A 17,154-nucleotide genomic window follows, 5' to 3' on the forward strand; every position below is an offset into this window, starting at 1 on the left:
TCGTCCCACCGCAGAAAGGAGCGTTTCCGATGGAGGCGTTCACCACCCACACCGGACGGGCCGTGCCGCTGCGCCGCAGCGACGTGGACACCGACCAGATCATCCCCAGCGACTGGCTCAAGCGCATCGAGCGGACCGGTTTCGGCGCCGGCCTGTTCTCCGAGTGGCGCGCGGACGAGAGCTTCGTGCTGAACAACCCCGCCTACGCGGGCGCCTCGATCCTGCTCGCCGGGATGGACTTCGGCACCGGCTCCTCCCGCGAGCACGCCGTGTGGGCGTTGCAGGACTACGGGTTCCGGGCGGTCATCTCCGCCCGGTTCGCCGACATCTTCCGGGGTAACGCGCTCGGTAACGGCCTGCTGCCGGTCCAGCTCGCGGCGCAGACGGTGGAGCGCCTGCAGACGGCGGTGGAGCAGGACCCGACCCTCGAGATCACGGTCGACCTGGTCGCCCGGGAGGTCCGCGGGGCCGATGTCACGGCGTCCTTCGAGCTGGACGACTTCACCCGCTGGCGGCTGTTGGAGGGCCTCGACGACGTGGGCCTGACCCTGCGGCACGAGGAGCTCGTCACCGCGTTCGAGCGCACGCGGCCGGCCTGGTTGCCGACCACCGGCTGACCGGGTGACCCACCCCCGCGCGTGTCCCCGAGCCCCTGCGGCCAAGAATGTGATCGAAATCACATAAGGGCCGACAGGGGTGCGGGGGCGGGTCGGCGACTTGCCCTGCGGTGTCGGCAATCCGGCCACCGGTCATCGCCCGAGGCGTTTGGATGGCTACGTAGCAGAGTGGGCCTGCCCCCGTTGGAGGCGGCTGGCGACCAAAGCGTGACATTGAGCCCAAAAATTCCGGCGGCACTCGTCACTGAACGTGATGAATCTACCGGTTGGTTGGGGTGGTTCGCACAGCACGCATCCCGTCGCCCACTGGCACGAACCCGATGACGTGCGGGTTTGTGTGACGCGACACGGTGGCGGGAATTGCCCTCGCCAGTGGAGATGCCTACGGTGCAGCGCAGTGTGATGCCCGATCTGCTCCCCATCCCGCGCCCTGCGGGGCGTCCGGAGGTTGTCGTGAACAAGTCCCAGTTGGTTGACCGCATCGCCCAGCAGATCGAGGGCGGACGATCGAATGCCACCAAGGCGGTCGACGCGGTGTTCGACGCGATTCAGGAGGCCGTCGCCAGCGGCGAGAAGGTGACGATCACCGGCTTCGGCGTGTTCGAGCGGGTGGAGCGCGCCGCCCGCACCGGCCGCAACCCGGCGACCGGCGAGCCCGTGCACGTCGCCGCCTCCGTCGTGCCGAAGTTCCGGCCCGGTTCGGAGTTCAAGTCCAGCGTCTCGGCGAGCTCGGACTGACCGGCGGTGCGGGCGCCGGTCACGGCTGGCTGGCGCCAGCCGGTGCCGGTTACCGGTGCCCGCGCCGGACGGCCTGCGCCATGAGGTCATGCTGGTAGTCCGCGAGCCGGACGTCGTCCGACCCGTTGGTGTGCCGCTCCCACCGGCCGTCGGAGCGCAGGTCCCAGGCGGAGACCTGGTCGGAGAAGGCGTGGTCGAGCAGGTCGCGCAGGCTGTCGCGGTCCGCCGACTGACCCACCCGGACCAGCGCCTCGATCCGACGGTCGAGGTTGCGGTGCATCATGTCGGCGCTGCCGATCCAGAACTCGTCCGTGGACGCGAACTCCAGCATCCGGCTGTGTTCGAGGAACCGACCGAGAATCGATCGGACGCGTACGGTCTCCGAAAGTCCGGACACACCCGGGCGTAGTGCGCAGATTCCACGGACCAGGCAGTGCACCGGCACGCCCGCCTGGGAGGCGTGGTAAAGCGCGTCGATCACCTGCTCGTCCACCAGGCTGTTCACCTTCAGCCGGATGCCACACGGACGGCCCTGCGCCGCCGCCCGTGCCTCGGCGTCGATCCGGGCCAGGATGCCGTCGCGCATGTGCTGGGGGGCGACCAGCAGCGAGCGGTACTCGGTCTGCCGGCTGTACCCGGTCAGCACGTTGAACAGGTCGGTGAGGTCGGCGCCCACCCCCGGGTCGGCGGTGAGCAGACCCAGGTCCTCGTAGAGCCGGGCGGTCTTGGGGTTGTAGTTGCCGGTGCCGACATGGCAGTACCGGCGCAGCCCGCCGCGCTCCTGCCGGACGACCAGGCAGGTCTTGCAGTGGGTCTTCAACCCGATCAGGCCGTAGACCACATGGCAGCCGGCCCGCTCCAGTTCCCGGGCCCAGCGGATGTTCGCGCTCTCGTCGAACCGAGCCTTGATCTCGACCAGCACCACCACCTGCTTGCCGGCCTCGGCGGCGGCGACCAGCGCGTCCACGATCGGTGAGTCGCCAGAGGTGCGGTAGAGCGTCTGCTTGATCGCCAGTACCTGCGGGTCGGCGGCGGCCTGCTCGATGAACCGCTGCACCGAGGTGGTGAACGAGTCGTAGGGATGGTGGACCAGCACGTCGCCCTCGCGCAGCACCGAGAAGAAGTCGGGGGTCTCCCCCTCCTCGGTGGACAGTCGCGGATGGGTGATCGGAACCCGCGGCGGGTCGCGCAGTTCCGGGCGGTCCAGCTCGTAGAGCGCCCACAGCGCCGACAGGTCGAGCATGCCCGACACCCGGTGCACCTCGCGCTCGGTCACCTCGAGCTCGCGCATGAGCAGCGACAGCAGGTCGGCGTCGATGCCGGCGTCCACCTCGAGGCGGACCGCCGGGCCGAAGCGCCGCCGGGCCAGTTCCCGCTCCAGGGCCTGGAGCAGGTCCTCCGCCTCGTCCTCCTCGACCTCGAGGTCGGCGTTGCGGGTGACCCGGAACAGATGCGAGTTGATCACTTCCATGCCGGGGAAGAGCTGGTCGAGGTGGGCGGCGATGACCTCCTCGAGCGGCACGAAGCAGGCCTGCCGGTCCGGCTGGCCACCCCCGGCGCCGCCCTGGCCACGACCGGCTCCACCCGCGTCCGGCTCGTCGGGGGACACCGGCACCAGCCGTCCGACGTTCTGCGGCACCTTCACCCGGGCGAAGCGGTCGGTCTCCCCACCTGGCTCCCGCACCTGCACCGCGAGGTTCAGCGACAGGCCGCTGATGTAGGGGAACGGGTGGGCCGGATCGACGGCGAGCGGCGTGAGCACCGGGAAGATCTGCTCGTGGAAGTAGTCGTGCAGCCGTTCGCGCTGCGCCTCGCTGAGCTGGGACCAGAACCGGATGCTGATCCCGGCGTGGGCCAGCGAGGGCACCACCTCGTCGGTGAAGCAGCGCGACTGCCGCTGGGACAGCTCGGAGGCCGTCCGGCTCACCAGGTCCAGCTGCTCGCGTGCGCTCAGCCCGTCGGCGGAGCGCACGGCCAGACCCGTGGCCTCCCGGCGCATCAGCCCGGCCACCCGCACCATGTAGAACTCGTCCAGGTTGCTCGCGAAGATCGCCAGGAACTTCGCCCGCTCGAGCAGCGGCGTGGCGACGTCCTCGGCGAGCGCGAGCACGCGGGCGTTGAAATCCAGCCAGGACGACTCACGGTTGATGAACCGGTCGGCGGGAAGATCCGAGGGCGCGGGGGTGCGGGGCGCCTCCAACGGCTCGAGCAGACCGCTGCGGGCCTTGCGCTGAGGCTGCTCGGGTCGGGTCGCCATCAGCTCGCTCATGACACTAGATGGTGCCAGTCCCCGGCGAACTCGGCACTGCGGCCGAATGGCCCGAGTGCCCCGCTCAGGGCGCGGTTGGCGGCACGGTGTGGTCTGGGTCTCGCCCGACTCTCCCCGCTGTGAGTGGCTGGTCGCGGTAACGGCAACCCTCGACCCGCCCGTCAGGGCCGAGTTAACGGTGTGGAAACACCTGGCGGCGACGATCGGCAGCGTGAGCGAAACATCGGCGCTCGCCGGGTCGGACCGGTGGGCTGACGGCGGTCGACCGGATGGGTCGGCGACCATCCGGAGCGTGTCCGAACTCACAGCGGCCGGCGTTGGTGGCGCCGCGACGGGTCGATCGTGAGCGGTCAGCAGGTGACCACCGCCATCGAGGATCTGCTGGGGCTGCCCGCCGGAACCCGGGTCGGCTATCAGATCACCCAGCGGCTCGGTTACACCTACGACGGCGCGGCGACCGCGCTGCGACACCGTCTGGTGGTCGTCCCGCCGCGGCGTCATGGTGACCAGTCGGTGCGGGAGTCGAGCCTTGTGGTCTCGGCGCCGGCCGCCGAGGTCACCTGGCAGCGCGGCGCCGACGGCCTGCGGGTGGCGGTGATCGAACTGGCACGGGTGCCGCCCCGGCTCGACTTCGACGTCGAGGTGACCCTGGAGCGGCTGGTCGGCGGTCCGCGACCCGCGCTGCGCGCCACCGCGCTGGGCGGGCGCAGGTTGCTCGCGTCCACCCCCCTGACCGCGCCCGACGCGGCGCTGACCGCCGCGGCCCGGGCGCTGCGCGCGGAGGATCCGCTGCTGACCGCCCGCCGGTTCTGCGCCTGGGCGCACAGCCACATCCGTTACGTCCCCGGCAGTACCGACGTGACGACGACCGCGGCCCAGGCCCTGACCCGAGGAAGCGGGGTCTGTCAGGACCAGGCCCACGTGATGCTGGCGCTGTGCCGGGCGGCCGGTCTGCCGGCCCGGTACGTCTCCGGGCATCTGGTCGGCGACGGGCCGTCCCATGCCTGGGTCGAGGTGATCGTGCCCGACGGCCTGCCGGGTCGGCCGCGCCAGGCGGCTCCCGTGGGTCTGGCCGGGCTGCCGGGCGCGGTCGCGGTCGCCTTCGATCCCTGTCACGACCGGGAGGCCGACCTGCGCTACGTCACCGTCGCCGTCGGACGGGACTACACCGACGTCGCGCCCACCTCGGGGCGTTACACGGGCACCGGCCGCGGTCTGCTGCGGACCACCCAGCGGGTGAGCGTGCTGGCCGTTCACCCGCCGGATGGGCGCTTCCCGAAGTCAATCGACGACCGAGAGTGACGACAGGCACTGTCGGGACCGCGCGGCACGCGGGATGTGTCGCCACTCTTTGTGGTAGGGCGATCACGGAATAGGGTCGCGTGGGGCGGCAACGACCCCTTGGCAACTTTCTGCGATCAGTTCGGCCGATGCGCGCGTTCTTCGCGGATCCCACTGTCCCGGGTGGCCGACGCACGGGGGAGGAGGGCGAGGCGGGTGTTGCTCGTCGACGCCACCGCCGTCGCCGCTGGGCTGGGTGCGGCGATCAGCTGCGGCTGGGCCGGGCGCCGGCTTGGCCGCTCCAGCGGCCGTTGGATGTGGTGGCTTGCGCTCGCCCTGTCCTGCTGGACCCTGGGTCAGGCGGTCTGGCTGGTGCGGCGCTTCGATCAGGCGATGGACGGCCGCCGGGGGATCACCCAGGTCGGCTACCTCGCGGATGCCGGGCACCTGGCGATGCCGGTGCTGGCGCTGGCCGCCCTGGCCAGTGTGCCGGCGCGGCACGTCGGTCGACGCGGGGACCGGCCCTGGTCGCGCGGCGGGTCGGCGTCCCGGACGCGGCAGCCGGTGGTGCCGCTGGGGCCACCGGCGACCCTGCTGGGTGCGGCCGGTGTCGGCAGCGGACGGTGGGGCCCGGCCCTGGCGGCCGGCTTCGGCCGGACCGGCACCGGGATCATGGCCGGCCTGCCCACCGGGGCCGCCGCGGTCGCCCTGGACGAACTGATCATGGCGGGCGCGCTGTTCCTGCTCACCTGGTCGGGGCTGCTCACCGGACTGCCCACCGAGGCTGCCGCCGGCGCGGACCTGATGGCGGTGGCCTACCCGGTGGTGATCCTGGCGCTGGCCCTCACCGTCGTGCACGTGGCCGGCTACCGGGCGCCCGTCGACCGACCGGCGGTGCTCAGCGCGGGCGTGGGCCTGCTCGCGCTGGCCCTGGCAGCCCTGTGGAGCACCCGAACCGCCCTCGGGCCGCTACCGGGCACAGTCCCGGGCCCGGGCCCGGGTTCCGGCCACCTGGACGTCTCCCGCGGCTGGGGGGTGCCGGCGGGCCCCGTCGCCGCCGGGCTGGCCGCGACCACCGTGCTGGGAGCCCTGCTCGTGGTGGCGGCGGCGCTGCGGGTGGTCCGCCACGGCGGCGCCCCCCCGGCGCTTCGCCGTCCCGCCGGGTCGCGATCGGGGGCGCGTCGCCCGGGCGTCCCGCGGGGCGTCGGCGCGTGCGGCGGCCTGCTGGCGCGGCTGGCGGTGCCCTACCTCGCCGCGGGTGTGGTGGCGGCGCTGGTGCTGGGGCGGTCGCGGACGCGGGGTGCGCTCGACCCCGTCGAGGGCGTCGTCGTGGCCCTGCTGGTCACAGCGGTGGTCCTGCGCCAGCTGCTCACCGCGCGAACCAACGAGCAGCTGATCTCCGTGCTCGGCGACGCGGAACGGGAGGTCCGGCACTGGATCTCCCATGACCCGCTCACCGAGCTCGCCAGCCGGGAGCTGTTCCGCGAGCGGCTGACCACCGCGCTTGCCACCCGCCGGCGCGACGGCAGCGACGTCGCCGTCGTCTACTGCGACCTCGACGACTTCCGGGTGATCAACGACAGTCTTGGTCATGCGGCCGGCGACCAGCTGCTGCGGGCCGTCGGGCAACGGCTGCGGCACTGCGTGCGCACGGCGGACACGGTCGCCCGACTCGGCTCCGACGAGTTCGCGATCCTGCTCGACGGCGGCCGGGAGCTGCCCGAACAGGTCGCCGAGCGGATCCTGACGGCGCTGCGCCAACCGGTCGCGGTGGGCGGCCACCAGTGGCCGGTGCACGCGAGTGTGGGCCTGGTCGTCGCCGGCCGGACCCAGGAGACGACCGAGGTCCTGCTGCGCCGCGCCGACATGGCACTGCACGCGGCGAAACAGACCGGTCGCAACCGACTGGTGGTGTACCGGCCGGGTCTGGGCCAGACGCCGCAGGCGCAGCTCGTCGCCGGCACCCACCTGGCCGACGCGCTGGCCACGGCGCTGTGTCGGGGTGGCTGGTCGGCCGGGTTCGCCGTGCACTACCAGCCGATCGTGCGGCTGACCGACCACCTGCCGGTCGCGCTCGAGGCCCTCGCCCGGTGGACGGCCCCCGGCCGCGGCCCGGTGCCGCCCAACACGTTCGTCGCCGCGGCCGAGAGCAGCGGGATCGTCGGCACCCTGGACGATATGATCATGGGCCTTGCCTGCGGGGAGATCGCCCGGGCGTTCCCCGACTCCAGCCTGCGGTTGCACGTCAACGTCTCGGCCAGCCGGGTGGCGGACATGACCCTGCTCGACAGCGTGGTGCGGGCGCTGGCGACCAGCCGGTTCGACCCGGCCCGGCTGGTCGTGGAGATCACCGAGACCAGCCGGCTGACCGATCTGCGCGGTGCGCGCGAGGTGCTCGACGAGGTACGCGCCCTCGGGGTGTCCGTCGCCCTCGACGACGTGGGCGCCGGCCACAGCACCCTGGCGGCCCTGCACCTGCTGCCCGTCGACGTCGTCAAACTCGATCGGACGCTGGTCGAGGCGCCGCGCGACGGCGGGCGGGTCGCGGCGATGCGCCGCTCGATGATCAGCCTGGCGCACGCGCTGGGGGCGGTGGTGGTGGCCGAGGGCATCGAACGGGAGACCCAGCTGGCCGAACTCACCGAACTCGGCTGCGAACTCGGCCAGGGCTACCTGTTCGCCCGGCCCGGCCCGCTGCCGATCCCGCTGGTCGGCCGCGGCGACCCGCCGCCCCTCGCCGACTAGCGGGCGGGTGCGGCGGCGTGCAGGGCGGCACTGGTGTGGCGGCCGACGCCGAGGACGCGGGCCTCGGCCAGGTCTGTCGTCGTGTCCACGTCGCGGCGCAGGCCGGGCACCGCGGCGCCGAGCGTCACGGTGAGGTCGACGGCGCCGGAACGGCGATGAGCCGCGTGACTGTCCGCGCCGAACAGCGGGACCAGCGCGACCCCGGGCAGGGCGGTGAGCAGCACCGTTCCGGCGCCGGAGGTGTCGGCGAGCACCGCCCGCGGGTGACCTGCGGCGACGGTGAGGGCGTGGTGCAGTTCGGTCGGCCGCAGGGCGGGCAGGTCGGCGGACATCGCCGCCACCGGCCGCTGCGGCCAGCGCTGGCGCGCGTGCTGGTCGCCGTGGCGCAGCGCGGGGTTGAGGCCCCGGTCGGGGCGGTCCGCCACGATCAGCAGCCGGGCGTCGGCGCCCGGCGCCCGGGTGAGCGTCTCGTCCACCGTCCGGTCGCCGCTGACGACCACGACGGCGCCGACGCGGTCCGGGGCGAGAGCGAGCACCGCCGTCACCGTGTCCAGCGCCATGGCGAGGGCCAGTCGGCGGCGATCGGATCGTTGCAGGCGGGACTTCGCTCGGTCCAGGTTCTTCAGGGGCAGCAGAACCGTCCAGGGCGCCTCGCCGCGGGGGAGCGACACGAAGGCGACCCTAGGCCATGAGTCGGGCGGGCGTTGCGCACGATGGTCATGGGGGTTGCGTCTACGGTCGATGGCGACGGGACGCCGAAGGGCGCCGATCTCCCTGAGGAGCAGTCATCGCCGAACCGATCAACGCCGCCCCCGCGGTCGACGTCGAACCGGCCCGGACCGGCCCGCCCGGTCACGTGCTGGTGGGCCGACGGGCCGACGACGCCGGTCGTCCGTCCGTCAGCGAGGAGCCGATCCGGCGCGCGGTGGTGCTGACCGCCGGGTCCTGGGGGACGGTGTTCGCCAAGGTGCTCGCGGACGCCGGCACCCGGGTCGATCTCGTCGCCCGCGACGGTGCGCTCGTGCGGGCCATCAACGAGCGCCACGTCAACCCGCGCTACCTGCCCGCGGTCGGGCTCCCGGAGCGGGTGCGCGCCAGCACCGAGCCGGGGCCGGCGCTGGCGACGGCGCGGCTGGTGGTGCTGGCGGTACCGGCGCAGGTGCTCCGCCCGGCGCTGGCCCACTGGGCGCCACTGACCGCCCCCGACGCGATCTACGTGAGTCTGATGAAGGGCGTCGAGGCGGGCAGCACGCTGCGGATGAGCCAGGTGATCGCCGAGGTCGCCCAGGTACCGCCGGAGCGGGTCGCGGTGGTCAGCGGTCCGAACCTGGCCCACGAGATCGCCGCCGAGCATCCCGCCGCGACCGTCGTGGCCAGCACGTCCGCGCGGACCGCCCAGCTGGTCCAGACGGCCTGCTGGACGCCCTACTTCCGGCCGTACACCAGCGCCGACGTGATCGGCTGCGAGCTGGGCGGCGCGGTGAAGAACGTGATCGCCCTGGCCGCGGGCATGCTCGCGGGCATGGGGTTCGGGACGAACAGCGAGGCGTCCCTGATCACCCGGGGTCTGGCCGAGACCCAACGGCTGGGGACGGCACTGGGCGCGTATCCGATGACGTTCGCCGGCCTCGCCGGACTCGGCGACCTGGTGGCCACCTGCGGGTCGACGCTGTCGCGCAACCGGACCTTCGGGGAGAAGCTCGGCCGGGGGATGACCCTGGGCCAGGTCGAGGCGGAGCAACAGCAGGTCGCCGAGGGGGTGCGGTCGTGCCGACCGCTGCTGGCCATGGCCGACCAGCACGGGGTCGCCATGCCGATCACCCGACAGGTCGAACGCGTGCTGTACGAGGGCCTCCCGCCGCTGGAGGCGGTCAAGGAGCTGATGAGCCGCGAGCCGGGCCCCGAGTACTGATCGCTAGTGGACGGCGGGTACCTGGTCGGCGGCTACCCGGTCGGCGGCTACCCGGTCGGCGGGAACCGGGTCGGTCTCGACCTGCGCGCCGACCGAGCGCAGCTTGCCGACGGGGTCCTCGTAGCCGCGCTCGAGGAACCGGGTGCCCCGGATGACGCTGGTCCCGTCCGCGCTCAGGGCGGCGAGCACATAGGCGAAGCCGGCCCGCAGGTCGGGGATCGTCAGGTCGACGCCGGTCAGCGGGGTCGGGCCGCTGACGACGGCGGAGTGTTCGAAGTCGCGGGCGGCGAACCGGCAGGACTTGCCGCCCAGGCACAGCGTCGACAGGGCGATGTCCGCCCCCATCTCGGCGAGCTGACGGGTGTACCCGAACCTGTCCTCGTAGATCGTCTCGTGGATCACCGAGGCCCCGCGGGCCTGGGTGAGCAGCACGACCAGCGGCTGCTGCCAGTCGGTCATGAACCCGGGGTGCACGTCGGTCTGCACGTGGGTGGCCTCCAGCGCACGGGCCCGGAAGAAGGTCATGCCGCGCGGGGTTACCTCGAACTCGCCGCCGAGCCGGCGCAGGTGGTTCAGGAAGGTCATCAGGTGGTCCTGACGGGCACCGACCACCTCGATCCGGCCGTCGGTGGCCACGGCGGCGGCGGCGAACGAGGCGACCTCGATCCGGTCGTGGATCGGCGCGTGGGTCGCCCCGCGCAGCCGGTCGACCCCCTGCACCACGATCGTCCGGTCGGCCTCGACGTCGACCAGCGCACCCATCTGCTGCAGGAACAGGATGAGGTCGACGACCTCCGGCTCGACCGCCGCGTTCGAGATCACCGTGGTGCCCTGCGCGCGGACCGCGGCGAGCAGCAGGTTCTCCGTCGCGCCGACGCTGGGGAAGGGCAGCGCGACGTGCGTCCCCCGCAGCCCCAGGGTCTTGACCTGGACGGAGCGGACCTGCTCGACGATCTCCGCGCCCATCGCCCGCAGGCCGGCGAGGTGGAAGTCGACCGGCCGCTTGCCGATCCGGCAACCCCCGGGCAGCGGGATCACGGCCTCGCCGACCCGGTGCAGCAGCGGACCCATCATCAGGATCGGGATGCGGTTCACCCCCGAGTAGGCCTCGGACAGGGAGGCGTCCGCGATCCGCTCGGTGGTCAGGCGCACGGTGTGCTCGTCGAGCCATTCGACGTGGGTGCCAAGCTCGGTCAGCATCCCGAGGACGACATCGACCTCGGCGATCCGCGGCACCCGGGTCAGCGTGCACGGCGCCGGGGTGAGCAGGGTGGCGACCATCAGCTTGGTGACCGAGTTCTTGGCGCCGGAGGCCTCGACCGAGCCGTGCAGCGGCGCGCCACCGCGGATGCGGTACCACCGTTGGTCCGTGCTACCTGGCGTGGTCGCTGTCGTGCTGGGAGCCCCCACGGGCTACCTCCCCTGGCAAGGGTGCGGATGCGTCAGGTCACGTTGGGCGGGGCGATGGAAGCAGGGTCCGGAGGGTCCGAACCGTCCGCCCGCCACCCCGCAATCGGAAAACTACCCACGGTGACGATAGCCGTGATCCACCGGTCCGATGCCGGCGCCGAGCGGGAACCCGGCCGCGAGCGCGCCGCTGACATAGTCCTTGGCGGCCTGCGCGGCCCGTGCCGGCGGATCGCCGCACGCCAGGCGCGAAGCGATGGCTGACGCGAGGGTACAACCGGTCCCATGGGTGTGACGGCGATCATAGCGCGGGCCGCGCAGCTCCACGCGCACGGCTCCGTCGGTCAGCAGGTCGACGGCATCGCCCGCCAGATGCCCACCCTTGACCAGCACCCAGCGGGGGCCGAGCGCCAGCACGGCCTCGGCGGCGCGCGGCAGGTCGGCCACATCCTCGATGGTGAAGCCGGTGAGCAGTCGGACCTCGTCCACGTTCGGCGTGACGATCGTGGCCCGCGGCAGCAGCCGGTGGCGCACCACATCGACCGCGTCCGGCGCCAACAGCGGGTCACCGTGCTTGGACACCCCCACCGGGTCGACCACCACCGGCGCGTCGATCCGGTCCAGCTCCGCGGCCACCAGATCGACCAGCGCGGCGGACGAGAGCATCCCGGTCTTGACCGCGTCGACGCCGATGTCGTCGACGACGGCGCGGATCTGCCCCCGCACGGCGTCGGCCGGCAGGTCCCACACGCCGTGCACCCCCAGCGAGTTCTGGGCCGTCACCGCCACGATCGCGCTCATGCCGTGCACGCCGAACGCGAGCATGGTCTTCAGGTCAGCCTGGATTCCGGCGCCGCCGCCGGAATCCGAACCGGCGATCGTCAACACCCTCGGCGGCGCGACCCCCACCCCGGGCGGCGCGCCGCCCGCCCCGCTCGCGCTCGCAGGGCCGAGCGGCCGGCTCAACGCAGCCTCGAGAACATCGGATATCCCGCCATTCGTCTTCGGTTCACGGCCGCGGGTTCGGCGGCCGCGGTGGTGGCCGTCCTCACAGTCGAGTACGGGCCGGGGGAGCTGGGCCGCAGGATTGTCGGCCAGAAGAGGTCTGCGTGGCAGCCGATGTGCGCTGGTCGACCGGGTAGGTGAAATTCCTCGGTCGCGGAACCTCTCATCCGGCCCGTTTGCCTGTTACCTTCTGTCGGCCCGTAGTTCTGCAGGGCGGGCTGTCGACGTCCGACGAGGGAGCGTCTGTGGTCCACGCGTACATCCTTATCCAGACCGAGGTGGGCAAGTCCGCCTCGGTTGCCAAGGAGATCGAGCAGATCCCCGGAGTCACTCAGGCGGAGGACGTGACCGGTCCCTACGACGTCATCGTCCGGGCCGAAGCGCCCACGGTGGACGACCTCGGGAAGATGGTGATGTCGAAGGTGCAGGCGGTCGACGGCATCACCCGCACACTCACCTGCCCGGTCGTCCACTTCTGAACATCGTCTCGGGTCGTCCCGCACCACCGCGGGTCGGCCGTCCACTGACCCGGTCCGGCGTCGCGCCAGGCCGGGTCAGCAATGCCGCCTGGGCGGCTGGACGTTCGGCCCGGGCGGCCAGCCGTCCCGTACGGATGGTCGGACGTCCCGGGTGGGCGGCCAGCCGTCGTGCGCGGGGGATCGGTGGTCCCTGGCGGGGTGCTGGTCGTCCCGGCCGGGGCTGGGGTGGTGGCCGCGCCGGGTGGCTGGATGGTCGGGTCGGGGTCGCAGTCGTGGTCGTCCTGCTGGGCGCGGCCTGTGGCGGTCCCGGTCCGGTCCGGTTGACCAACGTCCCGGTGCCGGCGGCTTCGCTGGGAGCGGCCTGCGAGGCCCTGGTGCGGGCGCTGCCGTCATCGCTGGGCGCCCACCTGGATCGGCGCACGCTGAAGCCGGCACAGGCCACCGCGGTCGCCTACGGGCGTGGTCCCGCGGTGCTCACCTGTGGCGCGGCCGGGGTGCCGGCGAGCTACCGGCCCGACGCGACGTTGTCCTTCGTCGACGACGTCGGCTGGTTCAGCGAGCGGATCGGCGACGGTCTGCGGTTCTCGACGCCGACCCGTTCCCCGCACGTGGTGCTCTCCCTGCCCGCGACCACCCTGGCCGATGTCCAGCCCTTCGACGTCCTCGTCACGGTCGGCGCCGCGGTCCGGGCGCACACCAGGGCCACCACGGCCTGACCCCGCCCCACCCGGCCACCCGAGCGGAGCCGGTTCGAGAAAGCCGTGCGGCCTCAGCGCAGGCCGGAGCCGGCGCCGAGGGCCGAGCGCACCAGCCGGTCGACCAATGCCGGGAAATCGAGGCCGCTGGCCGCCCACATGCGGGGGAACATCGACGTCGGGGTGAAACCGGGCATGGTGTTCACCTCGTTCACCACCACTTTGTTCCGTGGAGTGAGGAACACGTCGACCCGGGCGAGTCCGGCGCAGTCCAGGGCTTCGAAGGCCCGCACCGCCACGGCCTGGACCTCCTCGAGGATGTCCGGGGAAAGCACGGCGGGAACGTCGAACCGGGTGCGGTCAGTCACGTACTTCGCGTCGAAGTCGTAGAAACCGGTCGGGGAGTCAACGGTGATCTCAGCGGGCAGGCTCGCCTGCGCACCGGGCGCGTCGACACGGCCGAGGACACCGCACTCGATCTCCCGGCCGACGATGCCCGCCTCGATGAGCACCTTGGGATCGTGGGTGCGTGCCGTCTTGACGGCGGTGTCCAGGTCCGCCCAGGCGTCCACCCGGCTGATGCCGATGCTCGAGCCACCGCGCGCGGGTTTCACGAACACCGGCAGGCCCAGTCGCTGCCGATCGGTCTCGGTGAGGCTCTCGCCGGCACGCAGCACGACATACGGCCCGACCGGGAGACCGGCGGCCGCGAGCTGCGCCTTCATGTGTTCCTTGTCCATGGCCGCGGCGCTGGCGAACACCCCGGAGCCCACATAGGGGACCCCGGCCAGTTCGAACAGGCCCTGCACCGTGCCGTCCTCCCCGAACGGGCCGTGCAGGACGGGGAAGATCACGTCGATGTCGGCGAGTTCGCCCAGGGGGGCGTCCGTGGGATCGCGCAGGACGAGCCGGGGCGCGGTCGGGTCGGCGGTGAGGACCACCTGGCGACCGGCGGCGGCGCGCACGGCGGGCAGCTGCTCACCGTCCGCCCGCAGGACGTCGGCATCGGTCGCGAACACGATCCAGCGGCCATCCACATCGATGCCGATCGGGACCACGTCATAGCCGTGGCGGTCGAGCGCACGCACCACGCCACCGGCCGACACACAGGAGATCGCGTGTTCGGTGCTACGGCCACCGAACACAACGGCAATACGGATCCGGCCCCGGGTTCCTGGCATGCGGGGACCCTAGCGGATCGGGGTGCCTGACCAGGCGGCCAGCCGGGCGGGAACCTCAGCCGCGGGTGACCTTGCCGGCCTTGATGCAGGAGGTGCAGACGTTCATCCGCCGCCGGGTACCGCCGACGATGCCCCGGACCGTCTGGATGTTCGGGTTCCAGCGACGGCGAGTGCGTCGGTGGGAGTGAGAGACCGACATGCCGAAGCCCGGTCCCTTGCCGCAGACGTCGCACACCGAAGACACGAGAAACACTCCGTCGAAATAGTCGCAGGCCCGGGGTCGAACTCCGGGATATCGGGCGGTCGGAACCGCGATCGTACTCATCCCAGTGGCCTGACGGCATGATCGGGAGAACGCGCACAGCGGAAACCGGTCCGAGCCTACCTCAGCCGCCGGGCTATCGGCCGACGCGATCCCCGCGGATGCGGCCGAGCCGGCCGCGCGGTGCCGGCCGGGCGGCCTCGTGGAGCTGGCCGGGCGGAGCCGTCCGGCGGTCCCGGGGAACCGCGCGCCCCGTGGTCCCGGACGGACGCTCGGGGTGTGCGGGCACGGTTCTGTCGGTGCCGCAGTGCAGTATCGGAGGTGTGGTCGACCTTGACACTCCGTTGAAGACGCTGTTGGGGGCCCGTGCTGCCACCCTGCTGGCCGACGGGCTCGAGCTGCGGTCGGTGGGTGACCTGTTGGATCACCTCCCGCGCCGCTACCACGAGCGGGGTGAACTCACCGATCTCGCCGATCTGGTCGTCGGCGAGTCCGCCACCGTGGCCGCGCGGGTGGAGAAGATCGAGCGTCGACCGATCCGCTCCGGGCGGTCGATGCTGCGGGTCACCGTGACCGACGGCCGGCAGCTGCTGACGTTGACGTTCTTCAACCAGACCTGGCGCGAACGGGATCTTCGCCGTGGCGTGACGGCGCTGTTCGCCGGCAAGGTGGAGGAGTACCGCGGTCGGGTCCAGCTGACCAATCCCGAGGTGCACCTGCTCGAGGCCGACCCCGGCGAACCCGGCGGGAGCGGTGCGGGGGGCGGGGGCGCCGCGGAGGTGGATGTCCTGGCTGGCGCGCAGAGCCCGGGCGGGACAGGAGACGGGGCTGGCGCGGAGTTCGTGAACGCGCTGGTGCCGATCTATCCGGCGGCGGCGAAGGTGCCGAGCTGGACGGTGGCCCGATGCGTGCGCCTGGCCCTGGACTCGCTCGACCCCGTCACCGACCCCCTGCCGGCGGACCTGCGTCACCGTCGCCGGCTGCCGGGTCTGCTCGAGGCGTATCGCAAGGTGCACCAGCCGGCGAACCGCGGCGACGTGCACCTCGGGCGCACCCGGCTGAGCTGGGACGAGGCGCTGGTGCTGCAGGTCGCCCTCGCCCGGCGTCGCCGCGAGGTGGAGGCGCTGGCGACGGTGGCGCGACCCGGCCGTCCGGATGGTCTGCTGGCCGCCTTCGAGGCCAGCCTGCCCTTCGAGCTGACCGCCGGGCAGCGCGCGGTCGGCGAGGCCATCACCGCGGATCTGGGCCGTCCGGTGCCGATGCACCGACTGCTGCAGGGCGAGGTCGGCTCGGGCAAGACGGTCGTGGCGCTGCGGGCGATGCTCGCCGTCGTCGACTCCGGCGGGCAGGCGGTGCTGTTGGCGCCGACCGAGACGCTGGCCGCCCAGCACGAGCGCAGCCTGCGCGAGATGCTCGGTGACCTGGCTCGGGCCGGGGAGCTCGACGGTGCCGAGCGGGCCACCCGGATCACTCTTGTCACCGGGTCGCTGGGCGCGCGGGCACGCCGCGAGGCGCTCACCGCGATCGCGGACGGGTCGGCCGGTCTCGTGGTCGGTACCCACGCCCTGTTGCAGGAGGACGTCCAGTTCGCCGATCTGGGCCTGGTCATCGTGGATGAGCAGCACCGTTTCGGGGTCGAGCAGCGCGACGCCCTGCGCGCCCGGGGCCGTCGGCCGCCGCACCTGCTCGTGATGACCGCGACGCCCATCCCGCGGACCGTCGCGATGACGGTCTTCGGCGACCTCGAGGTGTCGGAGCTCACCGAACTGCCCAGCGGCCGCTCACCGGTGGCCACCTTCGTCGTCCCGGCGATGGTGAGTTCGTGGACCGACCGGATGTGGGGGCGCATCCGGGACGAGGTGGCCGCCGGCCGGCAGGCCTATGTGGTGTGCCCCCGGATCGGTGGCGCCGGTCCCGAGGACGGCGCCGACACCGAGGATCGACCGACCGCGACCGTGACCGAGGTGCTCCCGCAGCTCGTCGGCGGTGAACTCGCCGGCCTGCGGGTGGAATGCCTGCACGGCCGTCTGCCGTCGGCTCAGCGGGAGACGGTGATGAACCGGTTCGCGGCCGGCGAGCTGGACGTCCTGGTGGCGACCACGGTCATCGAGGTGGGGGTGAACGTGCAGAACGCGACCGTGATGGTGGTGCTGGACGCCGACCGGTTCGGGGTCTCCCAGCTGCACCAGCTGCGCGGGCGGGTCGGCCGCGGCGAAGCGGCCGGCTGGTGTCTGCTGCACACCGCGGCGGACCAGGACACCCCGGCCTGGCAGCGGCTCAGCGCGGTGGCCGCCACCACCGACGGCGCCGAACTGGCCCGTCTCGACCTCGTCCAGCGCCGGGAGGGCGATGTGCTCGGAGCCGCGCAGTCCGGTGGTCGCCGATCGCTGCGTCTGCTCGCGTTGCTGCGCGATGAGAAACTCATCCGGGAGGCCCGGACAGAAGCGTTCCAGCTGGTGGACGCGGACCCGGCTCTGACCGACCATCCCGCTCTGCGCCGCCTGCTCGCGACCGTGCTCGACGAGGAGAGCGCGGCTTTTCTGGAGAAGGGATGACAGCGTTC

14 protein-coding genes are annotated in these 17,154 nt (G+C 72.7%); 8 read left to right on the forward strand and 6 right to left on the reverse strand.

Going from position 1 to position 17,154, the window contains the following annotated elements; genetic code table 11:
* The first annotated feature begins 29 nt into the window (after positions 1 to 29).
* Complete coding sequence (gene leuD, locus MXD59_RS10210) at positions 30 to 617, forward strand: 3-isopropylmalate dehydratase small subunit (RefSeq protein ID WP_248824476.1); 588 nt, start codon at positions 30 to 32, stop codon at positions 615 to 617.
* A 453-nt stretch (positions 618 to 1,070) separates the two neighbouring features.
* Positions 1,071 to 1,355, forward strand: coding sequence for an HU family DNA-binding protein (locus tag MXD59_RS10215; protein ID WP_163547079.1), 285 nt, complete (start codon positions 1,071 to 1,073; stop codon positions 1,353 to 1,355).
* A gap of 49 nt (positions 1,356 to 1,404) precedes the next feature.
* Here MXD59_RS10215 and MXD59_RS10220 read toward each other — a convergent pair whose 3' ends face one another.
* On the reverse strand, positions 1,405 to 3,624 hold the full coding sequence (locus tag MXD59_RS10220) for an RNA degradosome polyphosphate kinase (RefSeq protein WP_248824477.1): 2,220 nt from the start codon (positions 3,622 to 3,624) through the stop codon (positions 1,405 to 1,407).
* A 342-nt stretch (positions 3,625 to 3,966) separates the two neighbouring features.
* Here MXD59_RS10220 and MXD59_RS10225 point away from each other — a divergent pair, with 342 nt between their 5' ends.
* Positions 3,967 to 4,926 (forward strand): transglutaminase family protein, encoded by a 960-nt coding sequence (locus tag MXD59_RS10225; RefSeq protein WP_248824478.1) that lies wholly within the window; start codon positions 3,967 to 3,969, stop codon positions 4,924 to 4,926.
* A gap of 195 nt (positions 4,927 to 5,121) precedes the next feature.
* Entirely contained in the window at positions 5,122 to 7,650 is a 2,529-nt protein-coding gene (locus MXD59_RS10230) for a putative bifunctional diguanylate cyclase/phosphodiesterase (RefSeq protein WP_248824479.1), read from the forward strand.
* On the opposite strand, the gene cofC is transcribed toward MXD59_RS10230, so the two are convergent.
* On the reverse strand, positions 7,647 to 8,321 hold the full coding sequence (gene cofC / locus MXD59_RS10235) for a 2-phospho-L-lactate guanylyltransferase (protein WP_248824480.1): 675 nt from the start codon (positions 8,319 to 8,321) through the stop codon (positions 7,647 to 7,649). The two genes, MXD59_RS10230 and cofC, sit on opposite strands and share 4 nt — an antisense overlap.
* A 242-nt stretch (positions 8,322 to 8,563) precedes the next feature.
* Here cofC and MXD59_RS10240 point away from each other — a divergent pair, with 242 nt between their 5' ends.
* Positions 8,564 to 9,562, forward strand: coding sequence for an NAD(P)H-dependent glycerol-3-phosphate dehydrogenase (locus tag MXD59_RS10240; protein ID WP_248824593.1), 999 nt, complete (start codon positions 8,564 to 8,566; stop codon positions 9,560 to 9,562).
* A 3-nt stretch (positions 9,563 to 9,565) separates the two neighbouring features.
* Here MXD59_RS10240 and murA read toward each other — a convergent pair whose 3' ends face one another.
* Both murA and thiD read right to left on the reverse strand, forming a co-directional pair.
* On the reverse strand, positions 9,566 to 10,972 hold the full coding sequence (gene murA / locus MXD59_RS10245) for a UDP-N-acetylglucosamine 1-carboxyvinyltransferase (RefSeq protein WP_248824481.1): 1,407 nt from the start codon (positions 10,970 to 10,972) through the stop codon (positions 9,566 to 9,568).
* 111 nt (positions 10,973 to 11,083) lie between these two features.
* On the reverse strand, positions 11,084 to 11,857 hold the full coding sequence (thiD, locus tag MXD59_RS10250; RefSeq protein WP_308301687.1) for a bifunctional hydroxymethylpyrimidine kinase/phosphomethylpyrimidine kinase: 774 nt from the start codon (positions 11,855 to 11,857) through the stop codon (positions 11,084 to 11,086).
* A gap of 362 nt (positions 11,858 to 12,219) precedes the next feature.
* Between thiD and MXD59_RS10255 the strand changes: the two genes are divergently transcribed.
* Together MXD59_RS10255 and MXD59_RS10260 are read left to right on the forward strand one after the other, a co-directional pair.
* Positions 12,220 to 12,453 (forward strand): Lrp/AsnC family transcriptional regulator, encoded by a 234-nt coding sequence (locus tag MXD59_RS10255; protein WP_248824482.1) that lies wholly within the window; start codon positions 12,220 to 12,222, stop codon positions 12,451 to 12,453.
* Between the two features lie 272 nt (positions 12,454 to 12,725).
* Entirely contained in the window at positions 12,726 to 13,169 is a 444-nt protein-coding gene (locus tag MXD59_RS10260) for a DUF3515 family protein (protein WP_248824483.1), read from the forward strand.
* A 53-nt stretch (positions 13,170 to 13,222) separates the two neighbouring features.
* Here the strand turns inward: MXD59_RS10260 and MXD59_RS10265 are convergent, their stop codons facing one another.
* Both MXD59_RS10265 and rpmB read right to left on the reverse strand, forming a co-directional pair.
* Positions 13,223 to 14,329 (reverse strand): D-alanine--D-alanine ligase family protein, encoded by a 1,107-nt coding sequence (locus tag MXD59_RS10265; RefSeq protein WP_248824484.1) that lies wholly within the window; start codon positions 14,327 to 14,329, stop codon positions 13,223 to 13,225.
* 55 nt (positions 14,330 to 14,384) lie between these two features.
* Entirely contained in the window at positions 14,385 to 14,573 is a 189-nt protein-coding gene (gene rpmB / locus MXD59_RS10270) for a 50S ribosomal protein L28 (protein WP_163547068.1), read from the reverse strand.
* Between the two features lie 341 nt (positions 14,574 to 14,914).
* On the opposite strand from rpmB, the gene recG reads away from it, so the two are divergent.
* A complete protein-coding gene (gene recG / locus MXD59_RS10275) occupies positions 14,915 to 17,146 on the forward strand; it encodes an ATP-dependent DNA helicase RecG (RefSeq protein WP_248824485.1) in 2,232 nt (743 codons plus the stop codon).
* The last annotated feature ends 8 nt before the right edge of the window (positions 17,147 to 17,154 follow it).

The sequence above is a fragment of the Frankia umida genome, from assembly GCF_023242945.1.
GTDB classification, from domain to species: domain Bacteria; phylum Actinomycetota; class Actinomycetes; order Frankiales; family Frankiaceae; genus Frankia; species Frankia umida.

What these genes read in the sequence shown, in the direction of transcription:
- leuD (WP_248824476.1), top strand. Translation starts at nt 30, where the DNA reads ATGGAGGCGTTCACCACCCACACCGGACGGGCCGTGCCGCTGCGCCGC.
- MXD59_RS10220 (WP_248824477.1), bottom strand. Translation starts at nt 3,624, where the DNA reads ATGAGCGAGCTGATGGCGACCCGACCCGAGCAGCCTCAGCGCAAGGCC.
- MXD59_RS10265 (WP_248824484.1), bottom strand. Translation starts at nt 14,329, where the DNA reads ATGCCAGGAACCCGGGGCCGGATCCGTATTGCCGTTGTGTTCGGTGGC.